19 protein-coding genes are annotated in these 23,975 nt (G+C 44.7%); 9 read left to right on the top strand and 10 right to left on the bottom strand.

The genetic code is table 11. The features are described from left to right. Window positions 1-87: 87 nt before the first annotated feature. From OH460_RS11930 to OH460_RS11920, 3 genes are read right to left on the bottom strand one after another with little or no spacing between them, the layout of a single operon-like run. Entirely contained in the window at window positions 88-1,218 is a 1,131-nt protein-coding gene (locus OH460_RS11930; RefSeq protein WP_269997340.1) for a lipocalin-like domain-containing protein, read from the bottom strand. Then, window positions 1,218-3,728, bottom strand: a complete 2,511-nt coding sequence (locus tag OH460_RS11925) for an ABC transporter permease (RefSeq protein WP_269997338.1) — start codon at window positions 3,726-3,728, stop codon at window positions 1,218-1,220. Before OH460_RS11925 ends, OH460_RS11930 begins: the two co-directional genes overlap by 1 nt. Continuing rightward, a complete protein-coding gene (locus OH460_RS11920; protein WP_269997336.1) occupies window positions 3,715-4,425 on the bottom strand; it encodes an ABC transporter ATP-binding protein in 711 nt (236 codons plus the stop codon). The genes OH460_RS11925 and OH460_RS11920 overlap by 14 nt, the downstream gene beginning before the upstream one ends. A gap of 353 nt (window positions 4,426-4,778) precedes the next feature. Here OH460_RS11920 and OH460_RS11915 point away from each other — a divergent pair, with 353 nt between their 5' ends. From OH460_RS11915 to OH460_RS11905, 3 genes are all read left to right on the top strand, one after another. Further along, complete coding sequence (locus OH460_RS11915) at window positions 4,779-5,573, top strand: ABC transporter ATP-binding protein (RefSeq protein WP_116871548.1); 795 nt, start codon at window positions 4,779-4,781, stop codon at window positions 5,571-5,573. Beyond that, the gene (locus OH460_RS11910; protein ID WP_171730515.1) at window positions 5,570-6,532 is read left to right on the top strand and encodes an ABC transporter substrate-binding protein; all 963 of its coding nucleotides are present in this window, start codon (window positions 5,570-5,572) and stop codon (window positions 6,530-6,532) included. Before OH460_RS11915 ends, OH460_RS11910 begins: the two co-directional genes overlap by 4 nt. An 86-nt stretch (window positions 6,533-6,618) precedes the next feature. Then, window positions 6,619-7,566, top strand: a complete 948-nt coding sequence (locus OH460_RS11905; RefSeq protein WP_102425656.1) for a FecCD family ABC transporter permease — start codon at window positions 6,619-6,621, stop codon at window positions 7,564-7,566. A gap of 124 nt (window positions 7,567-7,690) precedes the next feature. Here OH460_RS11905 and OH460_RS11900 read toward each other — a convergent pair whose 3' ends face one another. From OH460_RS11900 to OH460_RS11885, 4 genes are all read right to left on the bottom strand, one after another. Then, window positions 7,691-8,680 carry a zinc-dependent alcohol dehydrogenase family protein gene (locus OH460_RS11900; RefSeq protein WP_269997332.1) on the bottom strand — a complete coding sequence of 330 codons (990 nt, stop codon included), beginning with the start codon at window positions 8,678-8,680 and terminating at the stop codon, window positions 7,691-7,693. Between the two features lie 190 nt (window positions 8,681-8,870). Then, window positions 8,871-9,122 carry a hypothetical protein gene (locus OH460_RS11895; protein ID WP_269997329.1) on the bottom strand — a complete coding sequence of 84 codons (252 nt, stop codon included), beginning with the start codon at window positions 9,120-9,122 and terminating at the stop codon, window positions 8,871-8,873. A 232-nt stretch (window positions 9,123-9,354) separates the two neighbouring features. Continuing rightward, window positions 9,355-10,236: a DMT family transporter gene (locus OH460_RS11890; protein ID WP_269997325.1), complete on the bottom strand. Its 882-nt coding sequence runs from the start codon at window positions 10,234-10,236 to the stop codon at window positions 9,355-9,357. Between the two features lie 123 nt (window positions 10,237-10,359). Then, window positions 10,360-11,691 (bottom strand): MFS transporter, encoded by a 1,332-nt coding sequence (locus tag OH460_RS11885; protein ID WP_269997321.1) that lies wholly within the window; start codon window positions 11,689-11,691, stop codon window positions 10,360-10,362. Window positions 11,692-12,008: 317 nt separating this feature from the next. On the opposite strand from OH460_RS11885, the gene kduD reads away from it, so the two are divergent. The 4 genes from kduD (at window position 12,009) to OH460_RS11865 (ending at window position 15,852) form a co-directional block, all read left to right on the top strand. Next, window positions 12,009-12,770 (top strand): 2-dehydro-3-deoxy-D-gluconate 5-dehydrogenase KduD, encoded by a 762-nt coding sequence (gene kduD / locus OH460_RS11880; protein WP_269997317.1) that lies wholly within the window; start codon window positions 12,009-12,011, stop codon window positions 12,768-12,770. Between the two features lie 53 nt (window positions 12,771-12,823). Next, window positions 12,824-13,462 (top strand): RpiB/LacA/LacB family sugar-phosphate isomerase, encoded by a 639-nt coding sequence (locus OH460_RS11875; RefSeq protein ID WP_116871285.1) that lies wholly within the window; start codon window positions 12,824-12,826, stop codon window positions 13,460-13,462. Between the two features lie 520 nt (window positions 13,463-13,982). Then, window positions 13,983-14,558: an AraC family transcriptional regulator gene (locus OH460_RS11870; RefSeq protein WP_269997312.1), complete on the top strand. Its 576-nt coding sequence runs from the start codon at window positions 13,983-13,985 to the stop codon at window positions 14,556-14,558. A 100-nt stretch (window positions 14,559-14,658) separates the two neighbouring features. Continuing rightward, the gene (locus OH460_RS11865; protein ID WP_269997308.1) at window positions 14,659-15,852 is read left to right on the top strand and encodes an MFS transporter; all 1,194 of its coding nucleotides are present in this window, start codon (window positions 14,659-14,661) and stop codon (window positions 15,850-15,852) included. Window positions 15,853-15,975: 123 nt separating this feature from the next. Here OH460_RS11865 and luxN read toward each other — a convergent pair whose 3' ends face one another. Both luxN and OH460_RS11855 read right to left on the bottom strand, forming a co-directional pair. After that, on the bottom strand, window positions 15,976-18,597 hold the full coding sequence (gene luxN / locus OH460_RS11860) for a quorum-sensing autoinducer 1 sensor kinase/phosphatase LuxN (RefSeq protein WP_269997570.1): 2,622 nt from the start codon (window positions 18,595-18,597) through the stop codon (window positions 15,976-15,978). Next, window positions 18,590-19,807, bottom strand: a complete 1,218-nt coding sequence (locus tag OH460_RS11855; RefSeq protein WP_269997306.1) for an acyl-homoserine-lactone synthase — start codon at window positions 19,805-19,807, stop codon at window positions 18,590-18,592. Before OH460_RS11855 ends, luxN begins: the two co-directional genes overlap by 8 nt. Before the next feature lie 419 nt (window positions 19,808-20,226). On the opposite strand from OH460_RS11855, the gene OH460_RS11850 reads away from it, so the two are divergent. Together OH460_RS11850 and OH460_RS11845 are read left to right on the top strand one after the other, a co-directional pair. After that, window positions 20,227-22,656 (top strand): M9 family metallopeptidase, encoded by a 2,430-nt coding sequence (locus OH460_RS11850; RefSeq protein ID WP_269997304.1) that lies wholly within the window; start codon window positions 20,227-20,229, stop codon window positions 22,654-22,656. Between the two features lie 204 nt (window positions 22,657-22,860). Beyond that, entirely contained in the window at window positions 22,861-23,253 is a 393-nt protein-coding gene (locus OH460_RS11845) for a cystatin domain-containing protein (protein WP_269997302.1), read from the top strand. A gap of 99 nt (window positions 23,254-23,352) precedes the next feature. On the opposite strand, the gene OH460_RS11840 is transcribed toward OH460_RS11845, so the two are convergent. After that, window positions 23,353-23,952: a hypothetical protein gene (locus tag OH460_RS11840; protein ID WP_269997300.1), complete on the bottom strand. Its 600-nt coding sequence runs from the start codon at window positions 23,950-23,952 to the stop codon at window positions 23,353-23,355. Window positions 23,953-23,975: the final 23 nt, after the last annotated feature.

Below are 23,975 nucleotides of genomic sequence, written 5' to 3'. Positions count from 1 at the left end.
ATATGACTTTACGCTGTGACAAGAGCGTTCGATTTGAATAGGTGGCTGGTTAATTCATGTCTTTTTATTGTCATTGCTCAGACATACCTAATACCCAGTCAACTCCATATACCCTGTACCTGAGTGTGTTCCTTTAATTGAGATTGGACCCTCCCAATAGGGAACCGATAGTGGCATTTTTGCGTTTGGGTTGAGTGCCGAGACTGTCAGTTCTATTTGCTGGCTTGGAATTGAAACCAGCCACTCTGTTGGATAATCGCGCCCATCAATTACTGTTTGTTTGGTTGCAGTGAGAGTAATGTCTTGCTGCGAAATGGCAGTACCAGAACCATTTTGCTGCATCAATCTTGCGTGAGCATAACTGGCTTCGCCTGTTGCTGAGTTTCGCAGTTGGAACACGACTAGGCTGGTTTCATCACTGAGCCTAAGTGCAAACCAATCCCAGCCTTGTTGAGAGTCGAGTAAGAACTGCGAGCTCCATTCTCTGTCTATCCAACCTTTGCCTGAAACCGGATGTGTCACACCATCAATCGTCACGTCGCCTGATACATCGATGAATGGTTGGCTGTAGTAGTAGGAGGCGACTTTTCCGTCACTGCTTTTGGTGCTGTAGCCTTGCTCTCCTTGTTTTTGATAGGGAGCGTTGCTAGTCAGTGTTAACGAGTAGCCAAACTGTTCTGAGTTAGCATTTAATGTGGCTGGGAATAAGTCATCAGTAGAAGATGTCCACTGCCAATCATCAAGATAGACGCGAAATGGTGATGTGTTGACCCCTGCCAATTCTGCGTGATCGCGTGACCATTTTTCATCGGCGTAGTGTTTGTCTTCGGTGGTGACGGCACTGTGCGCCATGTAGATCTGTTGGCTTTGCCATGCGGTTGACTTGTTTTGTTCGGCGCTGTTTTCTGGAGCTGCGGCAAAGCGGAACTGTGTCCATTGTACGCCTAGTGTGTTGCCGTCCTCATCGATAAGGTTGGCTGTTAGGTACCACCACTCATGACGGAAACTCGGGTGCGCTTGATGGTCTTCGGGGAAGGTGAGTTCAACGCCTTTAATGACGGGACTGAATTGATCACTCTGCTGTTCGCTGTTCCCGCCGAGTATTGATCCCATGTTTTGAGAGGAATTCGGATCGACTTTGTCACAACCCCATAGAGATAGCAGACCCAGTGAGATAGCAGATAGTCTGATTAACTTACTCTTCAAGCCAATGTTCATTACAACACCTCACTTTGCAAACTGGATACCACAGGCTTACTGACCAATCGCCATAGAGGAATGAGTGTTGCAATTACAGCCACAATAATTGTGATGAAGGAAATACTGAGCGCATCACTCCAATTCCACTGATAATTTAAGCTCCAACCGAAGGCGCGAAGGGTGACGATGTCTGTTAGTACGTAGCCAACCATAGCTCCTAGTGGGATGGCGATAACCAAAGTAAAGGTCACAAGCACAACGATTTGCCCGATTACCATCGCCATCAACTTTTTACGGCTTACGCCAAGCGCATACAACCTTGCGATAGCGGCCTTACGAGCATCGAGCAGCATGAAACACGCACAGAATAAGCCAATGACAGCAACCATCAAGGTGACGCCATTTAGTGCGCGTGTTATGGCGAAGGTTTGTGAAAAGATGTCTAAAGCGAGAGATTTGATCTGCGCTTGATCGTAGAGCTGACTTGGGTGCAAGTTCAATTGCTGACGTAATTGTTCATAGACTCGTTTTTGGTCCCCAGAGACTTTAACCCCTAGGCTAGTCGGCAAGTTAGTAAAGCCGCTTTCACGCCATAAACTCGGAGCAAGCAATACCTCGCCATTGGGTGAGCCGTAGTCGTGGAAAATCGCCCCGACGACTAGTGACTTGTTTGGAATAGAGTCGAGCTTAAGTTCGCTATTCAAAGACAAACCAAGCTTCACCGCCGTGGGTTCGCTGATCGCTACCAGTTCACCCTGATAGAAGCGTTGCCAAAAGTTATCAAGCTGTGATTGGAACACCATGGTTTGCGCTAATGTATCTTTGTCTTTGGTGCCGAGTAACGTGGGCAAACCTTGTAAGCTATCGTCGACATAGTATTGCTTATAAACGGTTTCAACGTTCTCAAACTGTTCTAACGCACGCTCTACATTGGCGATTTCACCTTGAGCAGGGCTAACGTAAATGTCGGCATGCAGCCGTTGTTCTAACCATTGCTTTAGAGTGGATTCAAAGCTGCCTACTAAGGTATTCATTCCCATATTAGCCGTTACAGCAAGAAGCAGCGCCATCATGGCAAGTGAGAGAGGAGAGATGAGCTCTCGCAATTCAGCAAATAGGTACAGCATCAACCCAGACTGAGTGCGCTGTTCACTCCAATTTGCTAGTACGCTGAGCGTTTTAGGCAGATACAAAGGAATAGATACTACTAACACGCCAAGCCACGCCATAGTGAAACGGTGGTGTTCGCTAAGCCACAAGCCAGCTAATGCGATACCCGTGAGTGTTATTCCGATGATAAACAGTTGGTTTTCGTTTGAAGTCTCTGGCGCTTGATAAAAGCCACCATGAGAAGATAGCGGTTGTTGAATGCGTTGTTTAAAGTGCTGCCAGCAGGCAACAAGTGTGGCGGCTAAGGTGAGCAATAAGGCCTGAACTAACCATGACCACTGCCATGTGCCGGGCAGAAGTGTTGCTCCGTATAGTTGTTCCAGCGTTATTGCCACGGTGGGGTGGAGCCAGTGGCTTAATTGAATACCCAAAATGAAACCGAGTGAAGCTCCTAGGGTGACCAGAACGGTCAGTTCAATGAGCAAAGCAGAAAAGACCATGCTTGGTGCTACACCGGCTTGCTGAATTTGAACCAGTAGTCGATTACGTTTCAGTAAACTGTATTTCACGCCGTTATAAGCGATGAACAAACCAACCAAGAACGCGAGCAAGCTCATGGCCGTCAAGTTGAGGTGAAAGCTGTCGGTAATTGAGCCGAGATCGGTACTTTGGTTGTTAGTGATCCATTGCCCTTGTTCTGAGATGAGACTCTGCCAGTTATCTTGTGGTTGGTTCTCGACATTAAAAACGGCGATATAGCTCAGTTGACCTTGTTTGTTGAGCAGTTGTTGAGCGAATCCAATGTCCATCAGCATTCGACTCCCCAGTTGCCACTCATCAGGCAGCACAACCACTTGGGTAACGATGTCATCGAGAGTCAGTGTTTCCACTTCGTCTAAGCTTTGATGTTGCGACTGGCTCATCATTACTATGGGCTTGCCTGCCAAGAACTGAGGTAGGGGAAGTGCATTATCAAAAAGAGATATGCTTTGTTCGTTATCTTTGGAGTAGCGAGCTCTTGAGGTAAGAGCGGCGATGAGCTCACTGCCTTGGATTGACCAACGACGTCCCTGATCGTCTCTCACACGCCCCTCAATCACAGGTAGTATCGCGCTGAGTCCGTTTTGTCTTAGCTTAAAGTAGAGCGATTCAGGTAGGTAGTTTTGTCCTGCTGGTGGAATGATTAGATTTTGAGCCTGAGCGCTCAGTTGTTCGGTGGATTCTGCATAGCTACGTTTGGCATTCAAGTTGATGGCTTGTACCGCGACAAATAAGGTGACTGCCAACACAATACCAATCAAGATTGCCGCAGCTTGCAATGGTGACTGACGATAGTGCGCGGCGAATAGGTTTAGCGTCAGTTTGGTATGTGTGATCGCTAAGCGAGCTAGTAAGCTAGTAGAATTAGCCTTTAGCATGAGTCATCTCACTGGCTTGATTTTGGCTCATATGCTTGAGTTTTCCATTGTCTAAGACCAGCTGTCTCTGCATGAAATCAGCGCATTCAGGGCTGTGCGTTACCAATAATACAGCGGTGTTGCCTTGTGTAGTGATTTCACTTAGTAATCTCATCACCTCCAACCCCGCTTTATGATCTAGATTTCCTGTGGGCTCATCTGCAAGCAAAAGTTTAGGTTTATGAGCCAACGCTCGAGCGATAGCGACACGCTGTTGTTGTCCACCAGATAGGGCTGATACGTGTCTATTAAGTAGTTCACTGATACCTAATGCTTCGACTAAGTAATCACACCAAGCTCCCCATTTCTGTTGGTTTAAATGCAATGGAAAGGCGATGTTTTGTTTTACGTTGAGTGGGGTGAGCAGGTTGAACTGCTGAAAGATAACGCCGAGCTTTTGGTGGCGGAAACGGCTCCAATGTTGGTCTTTCCACGCTGATGTATTTTCACCATCGAGCCACAACTCGCCTTTTGAAAGTGGTTCAAAGCCCGCAATTAAATTGAGTAGAGTACTCTTCCCACTGCCACTTGCTCCAGTCAAAGCAACGCTGACACCAGTCCCTAGATTGAAGTCGAGATTGTCCAGTACTTGATGGCTCTCTTTGCCATCAATAAAGCTCTTACTGGCCTGCTGCAGTGTGACAACTGGGCTTTCCATTTCCTCTCCTTGTAATCAAAAAATGATCATTAAAGGTGTTACGTGTTGGCGATTATTATCACGATAGGCTCTATCAAACTGTAGACGACAATTTCAGTAATTAGAGCGATTTATATCGAATTATTAGTAACTTGTACTTGATTGTTGAAGGAATGGATCAGTTGGTAGCTGGATAAGTACCCCCTAAATAGGTTGTTATTCTCCAGGCTCGGTTAGGGTACTTGGGGTTTCTCGCGTTGATTGGCACCTTCTAAGATTATTTATTAATAACTATATTTTTAATTTATTGTTATGTTATAACATAACCAAAAGTTGTTTTTTGATACTCGGTGGGGAAATTGAATAAACCTGTATTGTCAGTGAAGGGGCTCTGCGCCAATGGTTTAGCAAACTGGAGGGCGGTCTCGGATGTGACATTTGACGTGAATGATGGGGAGTGTATTGCCATCATTGGGCCGAATGGAAGTGGAAAGTCTAGCTTACTAAAAGGAATTACAGGCGAGTACAAAGCCGTTGCCGGTGAGATGTTGTTGTCTGGTATCGAACTTGAAAGTCTAGCAAGGCAGCAGGTAGCAAAAAAGGTCGCGGTGGTTACGCAACATGAGCATGTGGATCCCCGTTTGAGTGTCTCTGAATATGTTGGCTTGGGCCGTACGCCGCATACTTTTTGCTGCAGTGCGAAAGAGCACAAGCGAGCAGTCAAACAGGCAATGGAAGATGTTGGGCTATTACATAAAAGCCAACATAGCTTTGGTGAGTTATCGGGTGGTGAACAACAACGTGCAAGTATTGCGCGAGCATTTGCACAAGAGCCTAGGCTTTTATTGCTAGACGAGCCGACGAATCACCTTGATCCTCTGGCTCGCCTTGAACTTCTGAGCCTTATTAAACAACGCGGCATTGCATCAGTTGTCGTTCTGCATGATTTGCCCTTAGTCGCCCCATTTGCCGATAAAGTTCTTCTTATGTCTGACCAAAAAATGGTCACATTTGCATCGCCAGATACGGTCATTCAAGACCGCTATATGGTGCCCGTTTTTGGATTGCGCGTTTTGTCGTTCAATCACCCCAATATGTGCAGCACCATCCATCACTTTGAAGCTGCATCCAATCACTCTAATTTATCTCTAATAGGAGCAGCCCAATGAAGTGGCCTGTAATTTCTAGCCTTTTGTGTCTTTTACCTTTATCTATTGCCCATGCAACAAGCACTCAATACCCCGTTACGGTAGATAATTGCGGGAGCCCACTAACGATTGAGAAGCACCCTTCGCGTGCGGTCGTGCATGACATAAACATGGCTGATATGGCATTTGCTCTTGGCCTTCAGGAGGACATGGTGGGTGTGACGGGCATTACTGGTTGGTACAAGATGTCTGGTTCATTCAAACAACGCTTAGGCGATATTCCAGAGCTTGCCCCTAAGTACCCGTCATTAGAAACATTGATTGCCTCGGATGCCGATTTCTTTTTTGCTGGCTGGAATTACGGGATGAAAGTAGGGGGAGAAGTGACGCCTCAAACGCTGAAACCCTATGGAATTGATACTTTAGTGTTGTCGGAAAGCTGTATTCATACTCAGAGCCAAAAGCAAGGCGCTACCATGGACTTACTTTATGATGATATGGAAAAGCTAGGCGTTATTTTCGATAAACAGTCAGAGGCCGAGGCTTTAGTGAATAGTTGGAAAGAGAGAATTGCAAAAGTCGCTGAACAACAAAAAGCGTCAGGAAAACCTAGTCCAAAAGTCTTTCTGTTTGATTCCGGTGAAGACAAGCCTTTTACTTCAGGTAAGTACGGAATGCCTAATGCAATGATTGAAGCAGCCGGTGGACAAAATATTACAGGTGATATGGAAGCCAGCTGGGCACGAACTTCTTGGGAAAATGTGGCTAGCGCCAACCCGGATGTCATCATTCTTCTCGACTACCAAACTGCAAGTGGCGCCGATTCGTTGCAACGTTTTCTAGAAGCTCATCCGTTAATGAAATACACCAATGCGGTGACTGCTGGTCGCTATGTCAAATTGCGTTATGAGCAGCTAACCCCTGGGCCAGCCAATATTGATGCTATTGAGAAACTTGCAGCCGCGTTTGTTTCTGAATAGCAGGCAAGGTTATTATCGAAAAGAGTAGTAGTCTTTTGATTTTATTTGATAAATATCGAGTAGCTTGGTTGATGGGTATCGGCGCAATGTTGCTCGCCTTTATGATGAGCTTACAATTTGGCTCTGTCCCTCTTTCTTTTAAAGAGGTGATGGTTGGATTGATCTCTTTTAATGATCCAAGCCCTGATATGACAAGCAGAATACTGTTCGACCTTAGGTTACCTAGGGCGTTATTGGCTGTTATTGCTGGTGCGGGGCTGGCGATGGTAGGAGCCTTACTCCAGACGTCGACACGCAATGACTTAGCGGATCCATTTCTGTTTGGCTTGTCATCAGGTGCGTCTGCTGGTGCAGTATTGGTGATCACTCAATTGGGTGATGCCTTGGGCATTTGGTCATTGCCGGTGGCGGCGTTCTCAGGAGGTATTGTTTCAGCCACAGCAGTTTTGATTCTGTTCTCTATGCAGAAGAAAAAGGGTAACGACAACCTGATCTTGTGTGGTTTGGCGATTTCATTCCTATTTGGAGCAATCACCAGCTTTTTAATCTATTCCGGCGATCAAAGAGCGGCGAGCTCAATTTTGTTCTGGACGATGGGAGGTCTAGGGCTTGCTCGTTGGGATAATTTGATTTTTGCTCTGGTGGGTGTGCTGTGTCTGGTTGCCTTAGTGGTTAAGCGTTATCGCGAACTCGACACTTTATTAGTGAGTGAGCAAACGACTAGCTCATTGGGCATCAACGTTCATCGCCTACAAAGTGAGATTTTTCTCTGCTGCGCGTTTTGCACCGCATCGATCGTGGCAATGACAGGCGTGGTTGGCTTCATTGGTTTGATGGTCCCTCATCTTGTTCGACCGTTTTCTGGGGTAACCCATAAACGAGCCATTCCTTTGATCGCACTTTGGGGGGCGGTGCTTTTGCTTTTTGGGGATGTGGTAAGTAGGACGATATTGGCACCACAAGAACTTCCTGTCGGGATTGTAACTGCGGCGCTGGGTGGGTTGTTTGTTTTGTATCTTGTCTGGCGCAAGTAGCTTGTTGGTTTAATCTGGAAAATTCACTAACCATAGAGCCTATGGAATTCTAACCACTATTTTCACACTGGCACTTTCGACCATCACTCTGGTGGTTGAAAGTGCATTCCTAAATCTCTTCAACTTAAGCAGGCAGCAAGATGATCTTGCCATCCAATCGTGTGGTTTTAGATTCGATAAGATCAATCGCTGTCTGAATTTGTTCGAGAGGAAAATAACGGTCGACTTCGAGTTGAATCTCGTTCTCGATGAAGTGATCGAGCATGGACTCGAATTGGTCACGGCGTACTTTTTTACCTTCAGCTTCTTCCCAATACCTCAAGAAGAAGGTGCTGAAATCGATAGCGTGATCTTTTGCGTATTCGAAAAAGCGTGGCTCATAAAAATCCAGAGACAGCGTGCCATAGTTGATAAAGCGCCCTTGTCTGCCCAGAGTATGAATGAGATCTGTTCCGGGTGACCCGCCAATCGCATCAAATGCAACGGTTGGTTGCGGTAGTCCTAGTTGCTGGATCTGTGCAACTAAGTCATTTTTGGCATCCAACACATGTTTTGAAGTCGTAAGAGCGCGTTTGGGTTGTGACGTCACAACGATGATTTGAAAGCCAAGCGATTGTGATAATTGGGAGAAAATCTTACCAATGGCTGAGTTGCCAGCGTTGATGATTAACACATCTTCTTGGGTCAACTTTGCTACTTCAGTGGCCAGTATCCATGCGGTGAGTGCATTAATGTACAACTGACACGCGTATCCGTTATCTAGATGTTGAGGCAGGTGGAAAAGGTTGTCAGGTGAAACATCGACGTATTTCTGCCATGTTCCACTTGTTGCCACCAGCACTCGCTGGCCCACAGTAAACTCAGAGTGGCTAGATTCTACAACCGTACCTACTGCTTCAAACCCTGGCACTCTGGGCGGCTGGTGGCTGTGTTTGTATTGCCCAACACCGTAAATCGACAATAGGTCACTAGGGTTGATGTTGGTCGCTTCAATTTGTACTCGAACCTTATCTATATCGAGTGCCCCTAAAGTGACATGCTCGATCTTGAGAGATTCTTTCGGCTGCCCGAATCGGAACTGGCTAATTCGGGTGTTTCTTTTGGTATCTGTCATGAGTCGATTACTTAAGTTGGGTTAAGTGAACGTATTCGCTTTCTTGATAGCGCGTTCACAAGCAGTCTGGTGTTGGCAATAGGATATGCATTGGTGGGAACTGGTAAGTTATTCCCATCAATGCTGTTTCATAATGCCAGACTGGTGCTGTTCAACCAAGTAACTCATTTTCGTGTCACTGATTTTGAGACTATATGTCGGATTCTTGTGCTGACTTTGTTTTGTTGTTTGACGCTTGTGTGGCTGTCTGTGTAGTACTTATTGCATTGACTGTAGCTGCCGTAGGCGCAAAGTGTTTATCGTTAAGCGTTACTGTCATCGATTCATGTTTTACGGTTGTAGCTTCGGCTTGAGAGTGAGCGCCGTTTGTTGTTTCTGCCAATGTCATCATTGACGTTGTCGCAAGGATCGTGGCTAGAGTGATTTGAACAAATGTTTTCATAGATTGTTTTCCTATTGGCTAAAGTTATATGTGGATAGCTGATAGGCGCACTATAAAAATTATGGGAAGGTGGTTCTTATCATTTTACGCCATCGTATGATTTTTAGACGGCGTAAAGGTTTGGAGAGAGTAACTGAAAAGTGGGCATAAACCTTACTGTTTATTGCCACGCAGCTATTTATTAGCACATAACTCTTGATTACCACGAAGCTTTCTATTGCAACAATAGCCTCTATTGCCACATCACAAGGATTGCAGCGACGGAAAGCAATATCAGCGCAAGGATGTCTTTGCGGGCAATGCTCTGCCCTAACCAGAAGTAGGAGATTAATACCATAAAGACTACTTCGATTTGGCCTAATGTTTTCACGTATGGCACGGCTTGAAGAGACATCGCGCTAAACCAACCAAGAGAACCAATCACACTCGTTAAACTTGTCATCACAACCAGTTTTGATTTTTTGAATATCAGGTGCAATGTATCTGGCTCTTTAATCAGGAGAAACGTGCAGATAATTAATGTCTGCAGGCTAATGACCAAAAACAGCACCCAAGCAGCGCTATGAGGGAAAGGGAGTCCAATACTTAGGCTCGCTTCACGTACCCAAAGCGAGGTCAAGGCAAAGGCGGTGCTACATGCCATACCCAAGCAAAAGACTTTAGGAGAGAGGCTTCGCCAACCAGAAGCGCTACTCATGATGAGCACGCCCAATGTGCCGATCAATACGCCTATCCAACCTGTAACACTCAACGCTGTACCAAAGAACAACACGGAAAGTACAGCAGAAACAGGAGCTTCACATTTGGCAAGCCCTGCACCTATGGCGTAGTTTTCGAGCTTAAATAGCATCACCATCAAGCCGGTCGCGAGGATCTGCATGATTGCTGCGGCAACGATATAGAAAATAAACTCACCGGAAAAGTTCGGTGCGGAGACTGGCTGCCATTGATACAAAGCGTAGAGGTAGAGCAGGGCGATCGGACCTGCCCATATAAATCTTGCTAGCGTCACACCAGCCACGCTCATGGTGCCACTTAATTTGCTTTGAAAGGCATTACGCCAAGATTGGCTAAAGGCAGCAAGCAGGGTAAAGGCGATCCAACTAAAAGACATGGCGCTTCCGTGTGTGAGGTAATTTAATGATTATGTTAACAAAAAATTACCTGCTAAAAAGTGAAAGCGGTCTTTTTATGAGCAGAGCTTCACCTTTGCCCCGATTTGGCATGGCACTGAAATTTAAAAGATCGGTGTCTTCTTGTTTTTAAAGTAGAACCACCCGCTGATTATTACGAACAGAAAGGCGAAGTAATAGCAGAACGAAGATAGCGACGCCAAGAACGCAAGGTTTTGCTCTATCTCTTGCTCGGAGTAATTGTTAGAAACCAATTTGTAGTAGTAAGCATACAAAATACCGATCAGCCCATAACCGAGGTTAAACATCAAACCTTTGAAGCTAAGAACGGTGGCACGGTTATGCGACTCGGTCTTTTTGTTCAGGTGGTAACTGATAAAAATGTTCATCGTCATGATGATAAAAATCAGCACCAGTGCAGGAATTACCCCATAGATTGACCAACCCAAACTGATCCAATAGTAGGTAGCGATACTTGCTAAGCCCATGACGATAATAAAGGTTTTCGGCTCGATACTTTCTGCCAGTCTACGGCTTTGGCCCGCTAAAATGATTTTTAATAGGCTGATTCCCGCGCCAATAAAACCGAAGTAAATAATTGGAATATCGATGGCAAGATAGTATTGGCTGTTCATAGTGAGGAACATGCGCGATGTGTGTTCGAACAGGCTGTAGTAGAGCAGTATGAAAAGCACGTAGGGCGTAGCGAGTACCCACTTACCTGTATCAGCGGTTAACTTGAGGCTGGCGATGGTCGTTGCTAACTTCGTTTGACCATTTGGTATCACTTTCTTCTCTTCACGCATGTTTACCGTAGCATAAATCGCGAGTAGCGCGACCAATAGCGTGGCAAATACAGGAATACGCATCAGGTCTTTGGTGCTTTCTGGCTCTGCTAATCCAAGAGCATGAAAGATGTTCGCCATGAAATTCACATCGTACATCGCTGCACCGATCAAGGTGACAAAGATACCGACACTAGAGGCGATACGGAGCTGGATTTGTAACACTCTCGGCCACAACTCTTCATTGCCTTGTTCTTTTAAGGTGTCGTAAGCCAATGCTTCATCAGCACCACTTGCTAATGCCATTGCTAGCCCGCTGAGTATCCGGTTAATCAAAAATACCATGAACACCAAGTTAGCGTCTCCGGTTGGCACAAGTGCGATCATGGCGATCTCAATGAACATCACAATCGAAGACAGCACTACAAGTTTTTTGCGACCTAAGGTATCGGCGAACGCCCCTGATGGCACTTCTGCAAGCACGATTGTCGCCGCCCAAACTACGTTGAGCATGGCGAATTGAGACAGGGTCAAGCCGTAATCTAAATAAAGTAAGGTGAATATAGGGTAGTAAAAACGCGCAAAGTAGCTGCTTCTGAACATCAAGAAGTAGCGGACATTGGGAATTTTTAGGATTTCTTTGAGCGTCATGATGAATTAGTCGATTAGATAACACATTATTATGTATAAACCTTTTTGCCTTATAAATCATGGAATTGTTGTCATAATCCAAAATTATCTGATTTAAAGAATCTTCAGGCTCTCTATTCCTCATCGGTTACAGATTTACTCCTCCTCAAATCATTATCCCATCCATTCATTTTGTTGTGCTCGTTTCAACGTGTAAGACGGATTTTGGTTCAAGATCGAACTTCTAGAACGTCGCTCTCGCATTTACATCTTATTGTATGATTTAATTGTTGGTAATAATGATACGCAATGAATCCAATGTAATTGAGGAAGCGAGCATGATCTTAGAGTCATTCAATCTGGAAGGGAAAGTAGCGATAGTGACGGGCTGTAACACCGGGCTTGGGCAAGGTATTGCATTAGGCCTAGCAGAAGCAGGTTGCAGAGTTGTCGGTGTTAACCGTACAGAGCCTGAAGAGACTATTGAGAAAATGAATGCAGCAGGCCATACGTTCCTAAACGTTCGTGCTGACCTTCTCGATCAAGCGTGCATTCCCGGGGTTATAGAGCGCACTTTGGCTGAGTTTGGTCAAGTCGACATCCTCGTGAACAATGCCGGAATTATTCGTCGCCAAGATGCTATTGAGTTCTCAGAACAAGATTGGGATGACGTAATGAATGTGAACACCAAGACTGTGTTCTTTATGTCTCAGGCGGTTGCAAAGCAGTTTAAGGCTCAACGTACTGGTGGAAAGATCATTAACATTGCATCGATGCTGTCATTCCAGGGTGGCATTCGAGTTCCTTCTTATACGGCTTCAAAAAGTGCAGTGATGGGAGTGACACGTGCGATGGCGAACGAATGGGCGCGCGACAACATCAATGTGAATGCTATAGCCCCCGGTTATATGGAAACGAACAATACTCAAGCTCTGCGTGAAGATGCCGTACGCAATCAAGCGATCCTTGAACGCATTCCGGCTGAACGTTGGGGCAAACCGCAAGACATCGCAGGCCCTTGTGTGTTCTTAGCATCATCAGCATCGGACTACATTAACGGCTACACCATCGCTGTTGACGGTGGTTGGTTAGCACGCTAATTGGTTTTTTATTCTAAATATTGAATTTTCAGCAATTTTGCAGGAGAAGATAAATGAAAATCGCTTTAATGATGGAAAACAGTCAGGCTGGTAAAAATGCCATGGTTGCAGCTGAACTAGAGTCAGTGGCGGGTGGCATTGGTCACGATGTTTTCAACTTAGGTATGACAGACGAGAACGATCACCACTTAACGTATATCCATCTCGGTATCATGGCGAGTATTCTGATCAACTCAAAGGCTGTGGACTTTGTTGTGACTGGTTGCGGTACAGGCCAAGGGGCTTTGATGTCATTGAACCTGCATCCGGGTGTGGTTTGTGGTTACTGCCTAGAACCATCAGATGCTTTCTTGTTTAATCAAATCAACAACGGCAATGCTATCGCTCTTGCTTTTGCTAAAGGCTTTGGTTGGGCTGGTGAGCTGAATATCCGTTACATATTCGAAAAGGCTTTCACTGGTGAGCGTGGCCAAGGTTATCCACTAGAACGTGCAGAGCCACAACAGCGTAATGCAGCCATTTTAAATGAAGTGAAGGCGGCGGTGGTAAAAGATAACTTTATTGATTCGCTAAGATCAATCGATCAAGATCTCGTGAAAACAGCGGTTGGCAGTGAGCGTTTCCAACAATGCTTCTTTGATCATTGCCAAAACCCAGACATTGCAGACTACGTTCGTTCACTTTTAGACTAATTTTATCAAGAGCTTATTTGGCTGCTAGATGAAGATAGAAAAGAGAAAGAGGAGCCCTGAGGCTCCTCTTTTGTTTTGCTCTGTGAGCCTGATTAGTTATTTTTGGTGTGTACAGGTCTATATGATGAGCTTTAGATGATCAGTCCTCGCTTGAAGTTAGGCAGCAAGGTTTCTGGTTTAGCGAGAAACTATTGAGTCCTTGGCTCTTAATCATTGTCGCGTAATCGACAGCTATTGACGCGTAAACCCAAATGGTTCTGTTTGCTAAGAGATAGAATGAGGTAACAGGAATTAGATAACTTAAAGAGATAGATGGAATATCTACATAGGATAGAGGCTATACTTGAAGCTTATCAATAAGATAATGGATGGAATAATTAATTTGGACGACTATCAAGTCATGGTTAAGCATCATGAATCGCACTACTCAGGCGAGGTACATACTCATGACTATCCTCACTTAGTTTTTATACATCAAGGCTGCCAAATAATCTCTACTGACAAGGATAGTTTGCTCTCAATGCCTGGCTCTTTAATTTACATTCCAGCTGGCGTACCACATCGTGCTGATTATTTAAAACAATCACATGTTTCCTTACTTCGCCTACCCCAAGCTTCAACTCCTAATATCACTGAAATATGCATGTTGGACGTATCACCTATTGTCGCTCAGTTATTCAGTGTGTGGGAAAATGGAGGCCCAGCCCCAAAGCTCACGACTCACTATGTGCACGTTCTAGTCGACCAATGCAACCTTTGTAAGCCAACCAATAACCCCCTAATTGCAAAGGGAGGGATGGACAGAAGGCTGCTAATGGTAATTGAAGCGCTATCAAACAAACCTAACATCAAAATGTCTATCTCAGATTTATCTAATCAAACTGGGGCTTCCGTTCGTACCTTAAACCGACTTTTTCTGGCTAGTTTCAAAACATCTTTCAGGGGAATTCGCCAAAAAGTAGTGATGGACCGTGCTGAGAAAATGATGGCAAAAGGAATTAGTGCTACTGACATTGCATTCGAACTTGAGTACTCAAGCCTATCCGCTTTCTCTACTGCATTTAAAGAGCATCAGAAAAAATCACCGCAGAATTAAACTTGGCGCCATTTGTAAACATCGTGGCGTTTCACCCAAAAACTAAGTTCGAAGACCAATTTAACATGATGCTCTGTTCTTAACGTTTACGGGAAAACGAGTGTCTAAAATAACCAATATATTTATCAGTATCTTAATGGCATCGAGCTATTTTTTTGCGTCGAGCATGTATACGCCAAGCTTTCCAGATATACAAAGTGAACTCGGTACTTCTGAGGCGCTAGTACAGCAGACTTTGAGCCTGTTTTTTATCGCTTTAGCATGCAGCCAACTTATATGTGGGCCGTTGTCCGAGCGGTATGGACGAAAGCCCATCTCTATTCTTTCATCTGTGATTTTTGTCATTGGTTCAATGACTTGTCTCATAGCTGATAACATAGATATTCTATTACTGGGTAGGATTGTCCAAGGCTTGGGGGTTGGTGGCCTTTATCTGCTCTGCCGAACAATACTCCAAGATGCCTTCGAAAAAACGGAACTCATGGGGATACTTGCTTGGTATGGGATTCTTTTTATGAGCCTACCAGGTTTAACGCTCATTTTGGGGGGATACCTGACTCAACACTTTGGTTGGCAAGGTAATTTTATCTTCATGGCGTGTTTATCGATTGCAACATTATTGATTATTAAGTTCATGAAGCGTGAAACGATCAGCCACAAGAACCCTGATGCCATTAAGCCTAAACAGATACTAAAAGACTATGCTTTCATCACATCGAACGTACCGTTCCTGTGTTACTTGGCAATGATGTTTAGCGGGACAAGTTGCCTACTGCTTTTCCAAGTTACAGGCTCTTTTGTTGCTCAGAATCAGTTTGATTTAACGGCCGCAGATTATGGCGTTGGGTCAATGCTTTTGATAGCGAGTAGCGTCGCATCAAGATTAATTTGGAACCAGTTTCTTAAGCATCGCATCAGCGAAAATATGACTCTAGTTTATGGCGGTTTGATTCAGGTTATGGGTTGCGTTGTCATAACATTAAGCCTTTCACTACATAGCTACTCAACAATGTTATTCGGGTTTGCGGTGATGGCTTTTGGCTCTGCATTTTTGCTTGCGATAGCTGGCGTTTCGGCATTGTATTTGTTCCCTAGTCATAAGGGGCAGGTTGGTGCTATTTACGGTGCACTGCAGATGGTTGGAGCCTTTGGTTTTACGTTTTGTTTGTCCCTCGTTCCAGCAACTCACGAGGTGATGGTTTTGAGCTGTTGGTTATTGTCTCTGATTAGCTGTGCCGCCATTATTATTATGTACATGTGTCAGCGAAAACCGGATGAAGTGCCAGTCGCTTAACCAAGTTTGAGTTAGATAAATCATTGAATATGTAACCATCTAACTTTGCCCATAAAAAATCCCCTCAAAATAAACTTTTGAGGGGATTTTTGATTAACTATTAATGAGCTTGTCAGTTACCAACTATTCACTTTCAGCCTCTTTGGAAGCCTCTGTTGCCGTACCTTTGTACAGCCATTTATCAAGTACAACTTGCAGTGCATCTAGTGATGTTGGTTTCTCTAATCGACCATCCATTAACTGATTGATCATGTCTAACTCACGTTGCCCTGACTCACCAGAAAGCGCGATGATTGGCGTATTAGGTGAGCGTGCCTTGATGATCTGGCTTGCGTCAAAGCCGTTCATGACTGGCATTTGTACATCCATGAGAATCAAATCGACTTGATGAGTTCTAAACAGTTCAACTGCATTCTCACCATTCTTAGCTTGTAAGCTATTTACACCGAGCCTGCTCAAGTACATCTGAACAAGGGTGCGTTGTACCTCTTTATCATCAACGATGAGCACGGTTGGCGCTATCCCGTTGGTTGTCACTGGTGTTGCCAGTGAGTCCGCGCTGTGTTGTTCCGTTTGAGTGCTCTGAACTTGCGGGCTGGCTTCGCTGTTCTCTTCGCTAGTCTCTTCGATATTTACTTGGCCTTGCTTCCAGTCGTTGAAATAAGGCGTACGTAACGCATCAGCTTTTGGTGCATTGGGCACAACCGGGAAATACAGGTGGAATTCAGTAAATTCACCAAGCTTCGACTTACACTCGACTCTGCCGCCAAACGAGCGCATAACACGTTGACAGTAGCCTAACCCTAAGCCGCTACCACCGCTTTTCTGGTAAGAGAAGAAGTCGTCGAAGATCTTGTGTGTGATCGTCTCATCAATACCTGGTCCTGTATCTCTGAAAGTGAGGATATTTTCGTAAGAACCGACCTGGGTGCTGATTTCGATTTGGCTATCTGGGTACGAATCAAAATAGTAAATCGCGTTACGGATCAGATTGAAAATCACGAAATTGAATAAGGTTTCGTTTAGTTTCGCAACAAAGTCAGCATGTTGTGGTAAACGAATCCTTTCGATGATCTTTTCATTCTCAAACCCGTAGTGGCTGACGGCTTGATCTACGGCTTTGTGGATAGAAGTCATCAGGATAGGACCTTGCTCAGAAGAACTGTCGCTTACCTCTCTTAGGATGATATCTATGAGCTGTCGCCCACGTTGAATCGCGGCTTGTCCGTTCTCAATATCAAGTTGGATCTGCTTTGCTGAGGCTTGGTTTTCGATGTGCTGTTTCAAGACCTCGAAATGCAATTGTACTTGAGCAAGTGGGTTACGCATTTCATGGGCTATGGAGTTGGCGAGCGCTCTACTTTGACGAATGCGCCTATCAGCTTCGATAGTACTTTGAACGCGGGTAAGCAGGGTTTGCAGCGCTGAGATCTCTTCATTAGAGAACATTTGATCGTTGCTTTTGTGCGACGACACCAGCAGATGAGTGACCGATTCTCCCTGTCCAAACAGCGGCATAACCAAAGCGGTGTTATTTGAGCTCATTTTGTCATAGAGCGCTTTGAGCGAAAGTTTGGAAGGCGCTGTGTAATCAAGTTCTTGTGATAACTCGTCGAATACTAGAACTGACTTGTTTGTTGAAAGATAGTCTTCGTAGAAGGTTTCGTTGTAGTTGCTATTAACAAGACGAAGTTTGTCTTCAGGGATTTGCAACAGCTGACCTAAGCGGCGCATTGCATCATCAATCGACAGTTTAAAGTCTTCTTCTAACGCTAGGATTTGCTGTACTGGAGTTTTCTTGTTCCCATAAATGAAGAAAGAGGCATAGCGGCTGACTCGCTTATAGAGTACGTGCCAAGTGATGCCGATTATCGCACAGATTGGGATAGCGATTAGCCATTGATTATCATCAGTCAGTGGGATGAATATTGCGCCAAACGGTATCACCAAAATTGCACAAACCAATAGTGCATTTAGGCTCATGTAGGCAATATACTTCACACTGTAAAAACGAGACGTTAAAAGTGCATAACCTACAAACAACATTTCACTGATTGATAGTGCTGGTGGTAGCCAAGTCAGTGAGAAGTCTCTCAAGAAGTAAGTCATACCGAGGTGAATGGTTGCAGTAGACAACATGAACACCAGGATACCAGCGATCATGTAGTTGGTTTTGGCTAATACTAGCTTACTGCTGTTGGCACGCATCGCAACCAAGTTGCAAAGGGTTAACACTACTAAGCTGATCATGCCTGTGAAGAAGTAAGGCGTATGCGGACCGAATTCAATGACGAATAGGCTTGGGCCAAAAATAGTGACATCTTCAACGGTTAAGTTCGGTCGTAAGTTAATAAAGAACGAATAGACAGTAAAGGTGACAAAGATAGCTTGCTGCCATAGGTGGACCTTACCATCGCGTTGTTCCGCCGCCAGTTGGCACGAGAAGTAATAAGCAAAGGCGAAAGCGAAGCAAGAGGCGAGGTTGGCAAATTTAGCAGCGAACACGGCTACGGACGAACCAAGTTCCAGCAATAAATCGGTATGGAAGTAGGCATTGCTGCTTATCCAAGCAACAATACAAACCGAATAAGCGATGTACGGGACGTGGTGAGTCCCTGCAATGGTTTTCCCTTTTTGCTTAAGACAATAGCAATAGTAGAATAACCACATGACTACGATGGCAACGGTTGCAAGAAGCGTTATCGCCTTAGCGTAGACAATCGCCTCCAAGCCGAAATCAAACATGTTCATCTTTTTTTTCCGTGCTTGACGTTGTTCTAACTCTTAGTTTTCTACTGCTACGCACGGCGTGTTTGTAGCCACGAAAATCAGTGTCATTGAATACATTAACCATCTTTTCAAAATTCCAAAAGCCACGATAAATAGTGGTACCGTCGCTATTTAGCTCACAGAAACCAGAGTGGAAATAGGCTTTAGGATCGATAGCTTGATAAAACTGGAGCATGAAAGGTTGCTCGATGATAGTAAAGCCGGCCTTGTAACCTACTTGATGCAGTACACTCATGAGTTCTTTTTGAGCAAGGTAGAGGAAGTAGAGTTTTTGCTGAGTATTGCCGCTGACGGTTAGGCGTAATACTTCACATATGGCTTTAGTATCCGACAGCTGTAAGTGGAAGGTACTGTCGAACTCTGGCAGAGAGCAACACTTTGAAAGTATTGAAGGTGTAAAAAGCTGTAACTCTGAGAGTTGCTGGTAGCCGTGCTCGGGCAAGCAGTATTGCCAGTTTTCGTTGCTGAAGGGGGGGGCATAGCTTAACCAAGTATCATTTTTTGCCCAGTCTTGAATCAGCGCTGAGGAGACCAGCGTTGGAAAGGCTTCATCAACAGGGTGCTTAAGTAAGATAAAGTGCTTCCCAGATTGTGAAAGGTGCAGCAGAGGCAGCATCTCAAACCATTTCTCACCCTTTATGAAGGTTTCTAGGTTACTCAAAGCAATAGCATCACTGATTGGCATCGCTTGTGGGTGGCACGGTGTCTGTACCATGAGTGAGTCGGATTCGATGTGTTCAATGATCGCGCCGTAGTACGCGCAATCTTTAATCGGTAGCTCGATACGTGAGATAGCTCTATCGTTGAGCGGCGATTTTGTCTTTATTGCGGCAATTTCACATTCACACCAAAAGTCCAACCAAGACATATAGAATTGGCTGGCCGCTCTTTCTAACAGAACCATATCAGGAGCTAAAGTACTCGGATACCGTTGAACCAGGTCCCGATAATCCATCAACTCAAATAATACTGAAAGACTTTTGTGTTGGTGCTCTGGGTACAAGGAACCTAGGAGGTTACGGCGATAATCAGTAACGGTTTGGAAAAGAGTAGTGCGTTGTTGTGGCTGATAAGTATTGATAACGAGATCGATCAATACTCGTTGTTTCTTTTCGATAGACTCATCGCTAGCCAACAGCGAGTCTAAAGACGACAGTAGTTTCATGGTGTTAACCTAGCCTAGGTTTAAATAATTATTTTTATTCGATCTGCACTCATTATCTGACACTTATATTATGTAAGCCTTGAGCTAACATTATTTCAGTTGTGTATAAATAACGTTGCTTGTGTCTATGAAATGAAAACAAGTTGCATAATCGAGCGCAAGTCTACTACTTGCGTATTTGCTTAACAACCGTACTTCTTCTAGTTTATAAATTACTAAATTAGATTACTCTCAATAACTTAGGCTTGATCACAAGCTGAGCCTAGCCTGTAGCAGTTGAGCATAAACTTTTGAGTTTATAAATTAATATCAAATATCTATTTTTTGAACCAATCTCATAATTCATACGCAACCAAATTCACCTTTATAATTGTAGGGAATATAACGACGAGCCAAGTATACAATTGATAAATATAATTATGTCTCAAACTCTTTTATTCCCACGTCACCGTTTGGCGCTAGCTTGCTTACTTTCTAGTGCATCTACTTTCTCTTTTGCTGAAAATCAGTGTGAGGTGCCTGAGCTTCAGTTGTCATCTGATCTCGCTCATGCCGTTTCACTAGCAGACAACAGTTGCTATAGATCTTGGTTCTCAGCATCGAAGAATTCGTTAGCCAATATCTACAGCGAAGCTAGTCTGAACCAAATCAGTAATCTACTTAACTTAGAGATAGCCCGTTACCGAGGCGAAGCTGAGCAAGCACGCAAACTTGAAAACTTAGGTGAATTTGTTCGTGCAGCTTATTACGTTCGTTATAACGCGCGAGAAGAAGAATTCTCTGAGGCTTTAAGTGAACGCTTTGCGCATTCAACCAATGCATTCCTTGCTAATCCTAATTCGCTAAATCAAGGGCGAGAACAAGTTGGTGCGCTGAAGAGCCTGACGCTTTTGGTCGACAACGTGAAGCAACTTCCACTCACTATGAATGCGCAACTTGCGGCACTTAGCCACTTCAACCGTCAAACTGCGCAAGACTCACATTGGGTTGATGGGCTCAATAATCTATTCAGAGCGATGGCCGGGCATGCTGCTCGAGATGACTTCTACAATTACCTTGCAAACAACACTCAACATATAGATACACTAGCGAGGTTTGCTCGCGACAATCGCTGGGCTTTGGACACAGATGCGAGCTTTTTGGTTTATAACGCGGTGCGCGAGACGGGAAGATTGCTAGCAAGCCCAGATAAAACGACTAAAGATAAAGCGTTGCAGGTGATGCAAGATGTGATGGTGCAAAATCCTTTGGGTAGTGAGCACGACAGACTATGGTTAGCTGCGGTAGAAATGCTGGGATATTTTGCACCAGAGGGGTTGAACGGACTCGATCTTGAACAGGCGAAACGCGACGTTGCTCAACGTATCTTACCTAACCGCTACGAGTGCCCAGGCCCTGCAATTCTTCGCTCTCAAGATTTAACCGAGTTACAAGCTGCAAAGGCGTGTGATGTATTGGCAGCCAAAGAGGCAGACTTCCACCAAATTGCCAATACAGGGCAGCAACCGGTGGCTGATGACAACAATCATAATGTTGAGATCGCAGTGTTTGGTAGTAAAGGCAGTTACGTTGACTACTCTTCATTCCTTTTTGGTAATACGACGGATAACGGTGGTCAGTACTTAGAAGGCAATCCGGCCGACTTGGATAATGTAGCGCGTTTCGTCGCTTACCGTTACGACAATGGTGATGAGCTCTCTATTCTTAACTTCGAACATGAATATACCCACTACCTAGATGCGCGCTTCAATCTACATGGTTCATTTAATGATAACTTGGCTCATGGTTATGTCGTGTGGTGGTTGGAAGGGTTCGCCGAGTATATGCATTACAAGCAAGGCTATGATGCAGCAATTCGCTTAATTGATAGTGGAAAGATGCGCCTATCGGATGTACTTGCGACCACTTACTCTCATGATTCAAACCGTATTTACCGATGGGGATATTTGGCGACACGCTTTATGCTAGAAGAGCACCCTAATGAAGTGGAAAGCTTACTGGCGCTGTCTCGTTCTGGTCAGTTTGCTGAATGGACAAAGCAGGTAAAAGCGCTTGGCCAACAGTACGACGGTGAATTTGAACTGTGGCTAGATACGGTAACAAGTGAAGATAACCCTGAGCCTGGAGAACCAATGGATCCGACAGAACCAAGTGATCAAATCAAGACTCTTATTGCCAACCAAAGCCTAGTGTTGAGCGGTGAAGCATACAGTGAGCAGCTATTTTATGTTGACGTCCCTGAGAACACCACACACTTTGAGGTGTCAATTGAAGGGAAACCTCAAGGGGATGCTGATCTCTACATGAGCTACAACCGCGCTGCGCATTACTATGACTTTGAGTTCAGCCAGTATGGTAATGGCAGCAATGAGTTGGTGACGTTTGAGCCAGAGACAACGGGATATATTAAGCCAGGCCGTTACTACATGAGCGTGACTGGGCGTACCGGTTTTAGTGGTGTTACATTGCTTGCATCGTTAGAAACAGAACAACCCGCTCCACCGTCTCCAGAGCAAGATGACCTAACACCTGTGGTATTAGAATCTGGTAAAGCTCATCTGTTTACTGTTCATCAACAACGTTACGCTGCCGTTTATGTTCCAGAGGGAGTACAAGAAGTTCGCGTATGGCTAATCGATCAAAATAATGATCCAGCAGAGAAAGGTAATGTTGATCTGTTTGCAAGCGGTGCATATTGGCCAACCGTTGGGCAGCATGACTATGCGTCGGATTATCGTGGCAGCAATGAGTATCTACAAATACCTGTGACTGAGGAAGGGTACTTACACTTCTTGTTAAGTGCAGAACAGCAAGGTGATGATGTCGAGATGTTGGTCTATTTTCATTAAGGCGCAAATCTCGAATATATAGATAACAAGCCGAGTATGAACACTTGGCTTTGTTTTCTGACAGTTTTCTGTGTTTATAGAGTATTTGCACCATAATCTCTGATGAAGTGATGACATTGACGGTTTAAGCTTGTAAGCATATGAAACACCGAGATGACGGTGTGGTCACTTGTTAAAACTGAATGATTTATTTAGTGAGGATCTATGAAGAAAGCACGATTAACATCACTACTTGGAGTAGCGACTTTAGTTGGCGTGGTTGCTCTGGCTGGATGCAGTCAGAATGGTGAAGTGATGAGTCAACCACAAGAGAATACGAATCCGATCTGTAGTACTAAAAACCTAACAGGTGGTTGGTCGAAAAGTGAAGTCACACCACAAGCTGAGCAAGCGTTAGACGCCGTGCTTAGTCAAATGAACACGTCTGCGAAGCTTAAACAGATTTTGAGCGTTCGAACTCAAGTGGTGGCTGGTTTGAATTACGCGATTGAGTTTGAAATGGATAATGGTGAAGTGTGGAATACGATTGTATACCGCTCTCTACAAGGCGATATCGAAATGGTTCAGGCCGCGCAGCAAGGCCGTTTGTGTCAGTAGTCTAAGCTAGCTATCAAATATAACGTCTCACACAAAAATGGCTCCCGACTGGGAGCCATTTTTATTCTGATTAGCGCTTTATCGTAAGCTCGTAACGGTTTATTCCGCCTCAGATAATTCAGGTTCTGATACTTCGCTTTCAGATAACTCAACGACGCAAGCTCGGCTGATATCTTCATCGATGTATGCCATACCCAGTTTATTTAGGTAATCCATGCGGTCTGCGGTACGAAGATCGATATCAGGGCCTGCAATCTTGTTATCTTGGTAAACCTTAGCGAGATGAGCCATGAACTGCTCGCCCACACTCATCATCAGCAAGCTCATTGCGCCAACGTCTGGTCTTACTCTAGCGCGCTGTTTTTCAGATAAATTCACCTCTAATACAACAGGTTGTTCCTCACCTTCAAAACGAACGCTGCGCTCTCTCACCGTTTGTTGTGCCCAGTAGTACGCAAGCTCTTTACTCTGAGTTAGGAACACAGGCTCTACAGATTCGGTGTAGTTATTGCCGATGGTTGCCATGGTTTTTACGGCGGCTTGGTTGAGTGCTTTATCGCCCGAGCGTTTTAGCCCTTGGCCTTTAATGGAAGCGATTAATGCTGAAGAGGTTCCGTGATACCAAGTATCACCTGTTGCGAAACCATTTTCTGATAGCAGTGTTTTTGCATCTTGTAGGTGTTTAGGTATTGAAGTCATAGGCACTCTCAATCAAAAGAAAT

The organism is Vibrio sp. Makdt (genome assembly GCF_027587015.1).
Classification (GTDB): domain Bacteria; phylum Pseudomonadota; class Gammaproteobacteria; order Enterobacterales; family Vibrionaceae; genus Vibrio; species Vibrio chagasii_B.
The sequence above is the reverse complement of the archived record's forward strand: the minus strand, read 5'-3'. Positions and strand labels throughout refer to the sequence as shown.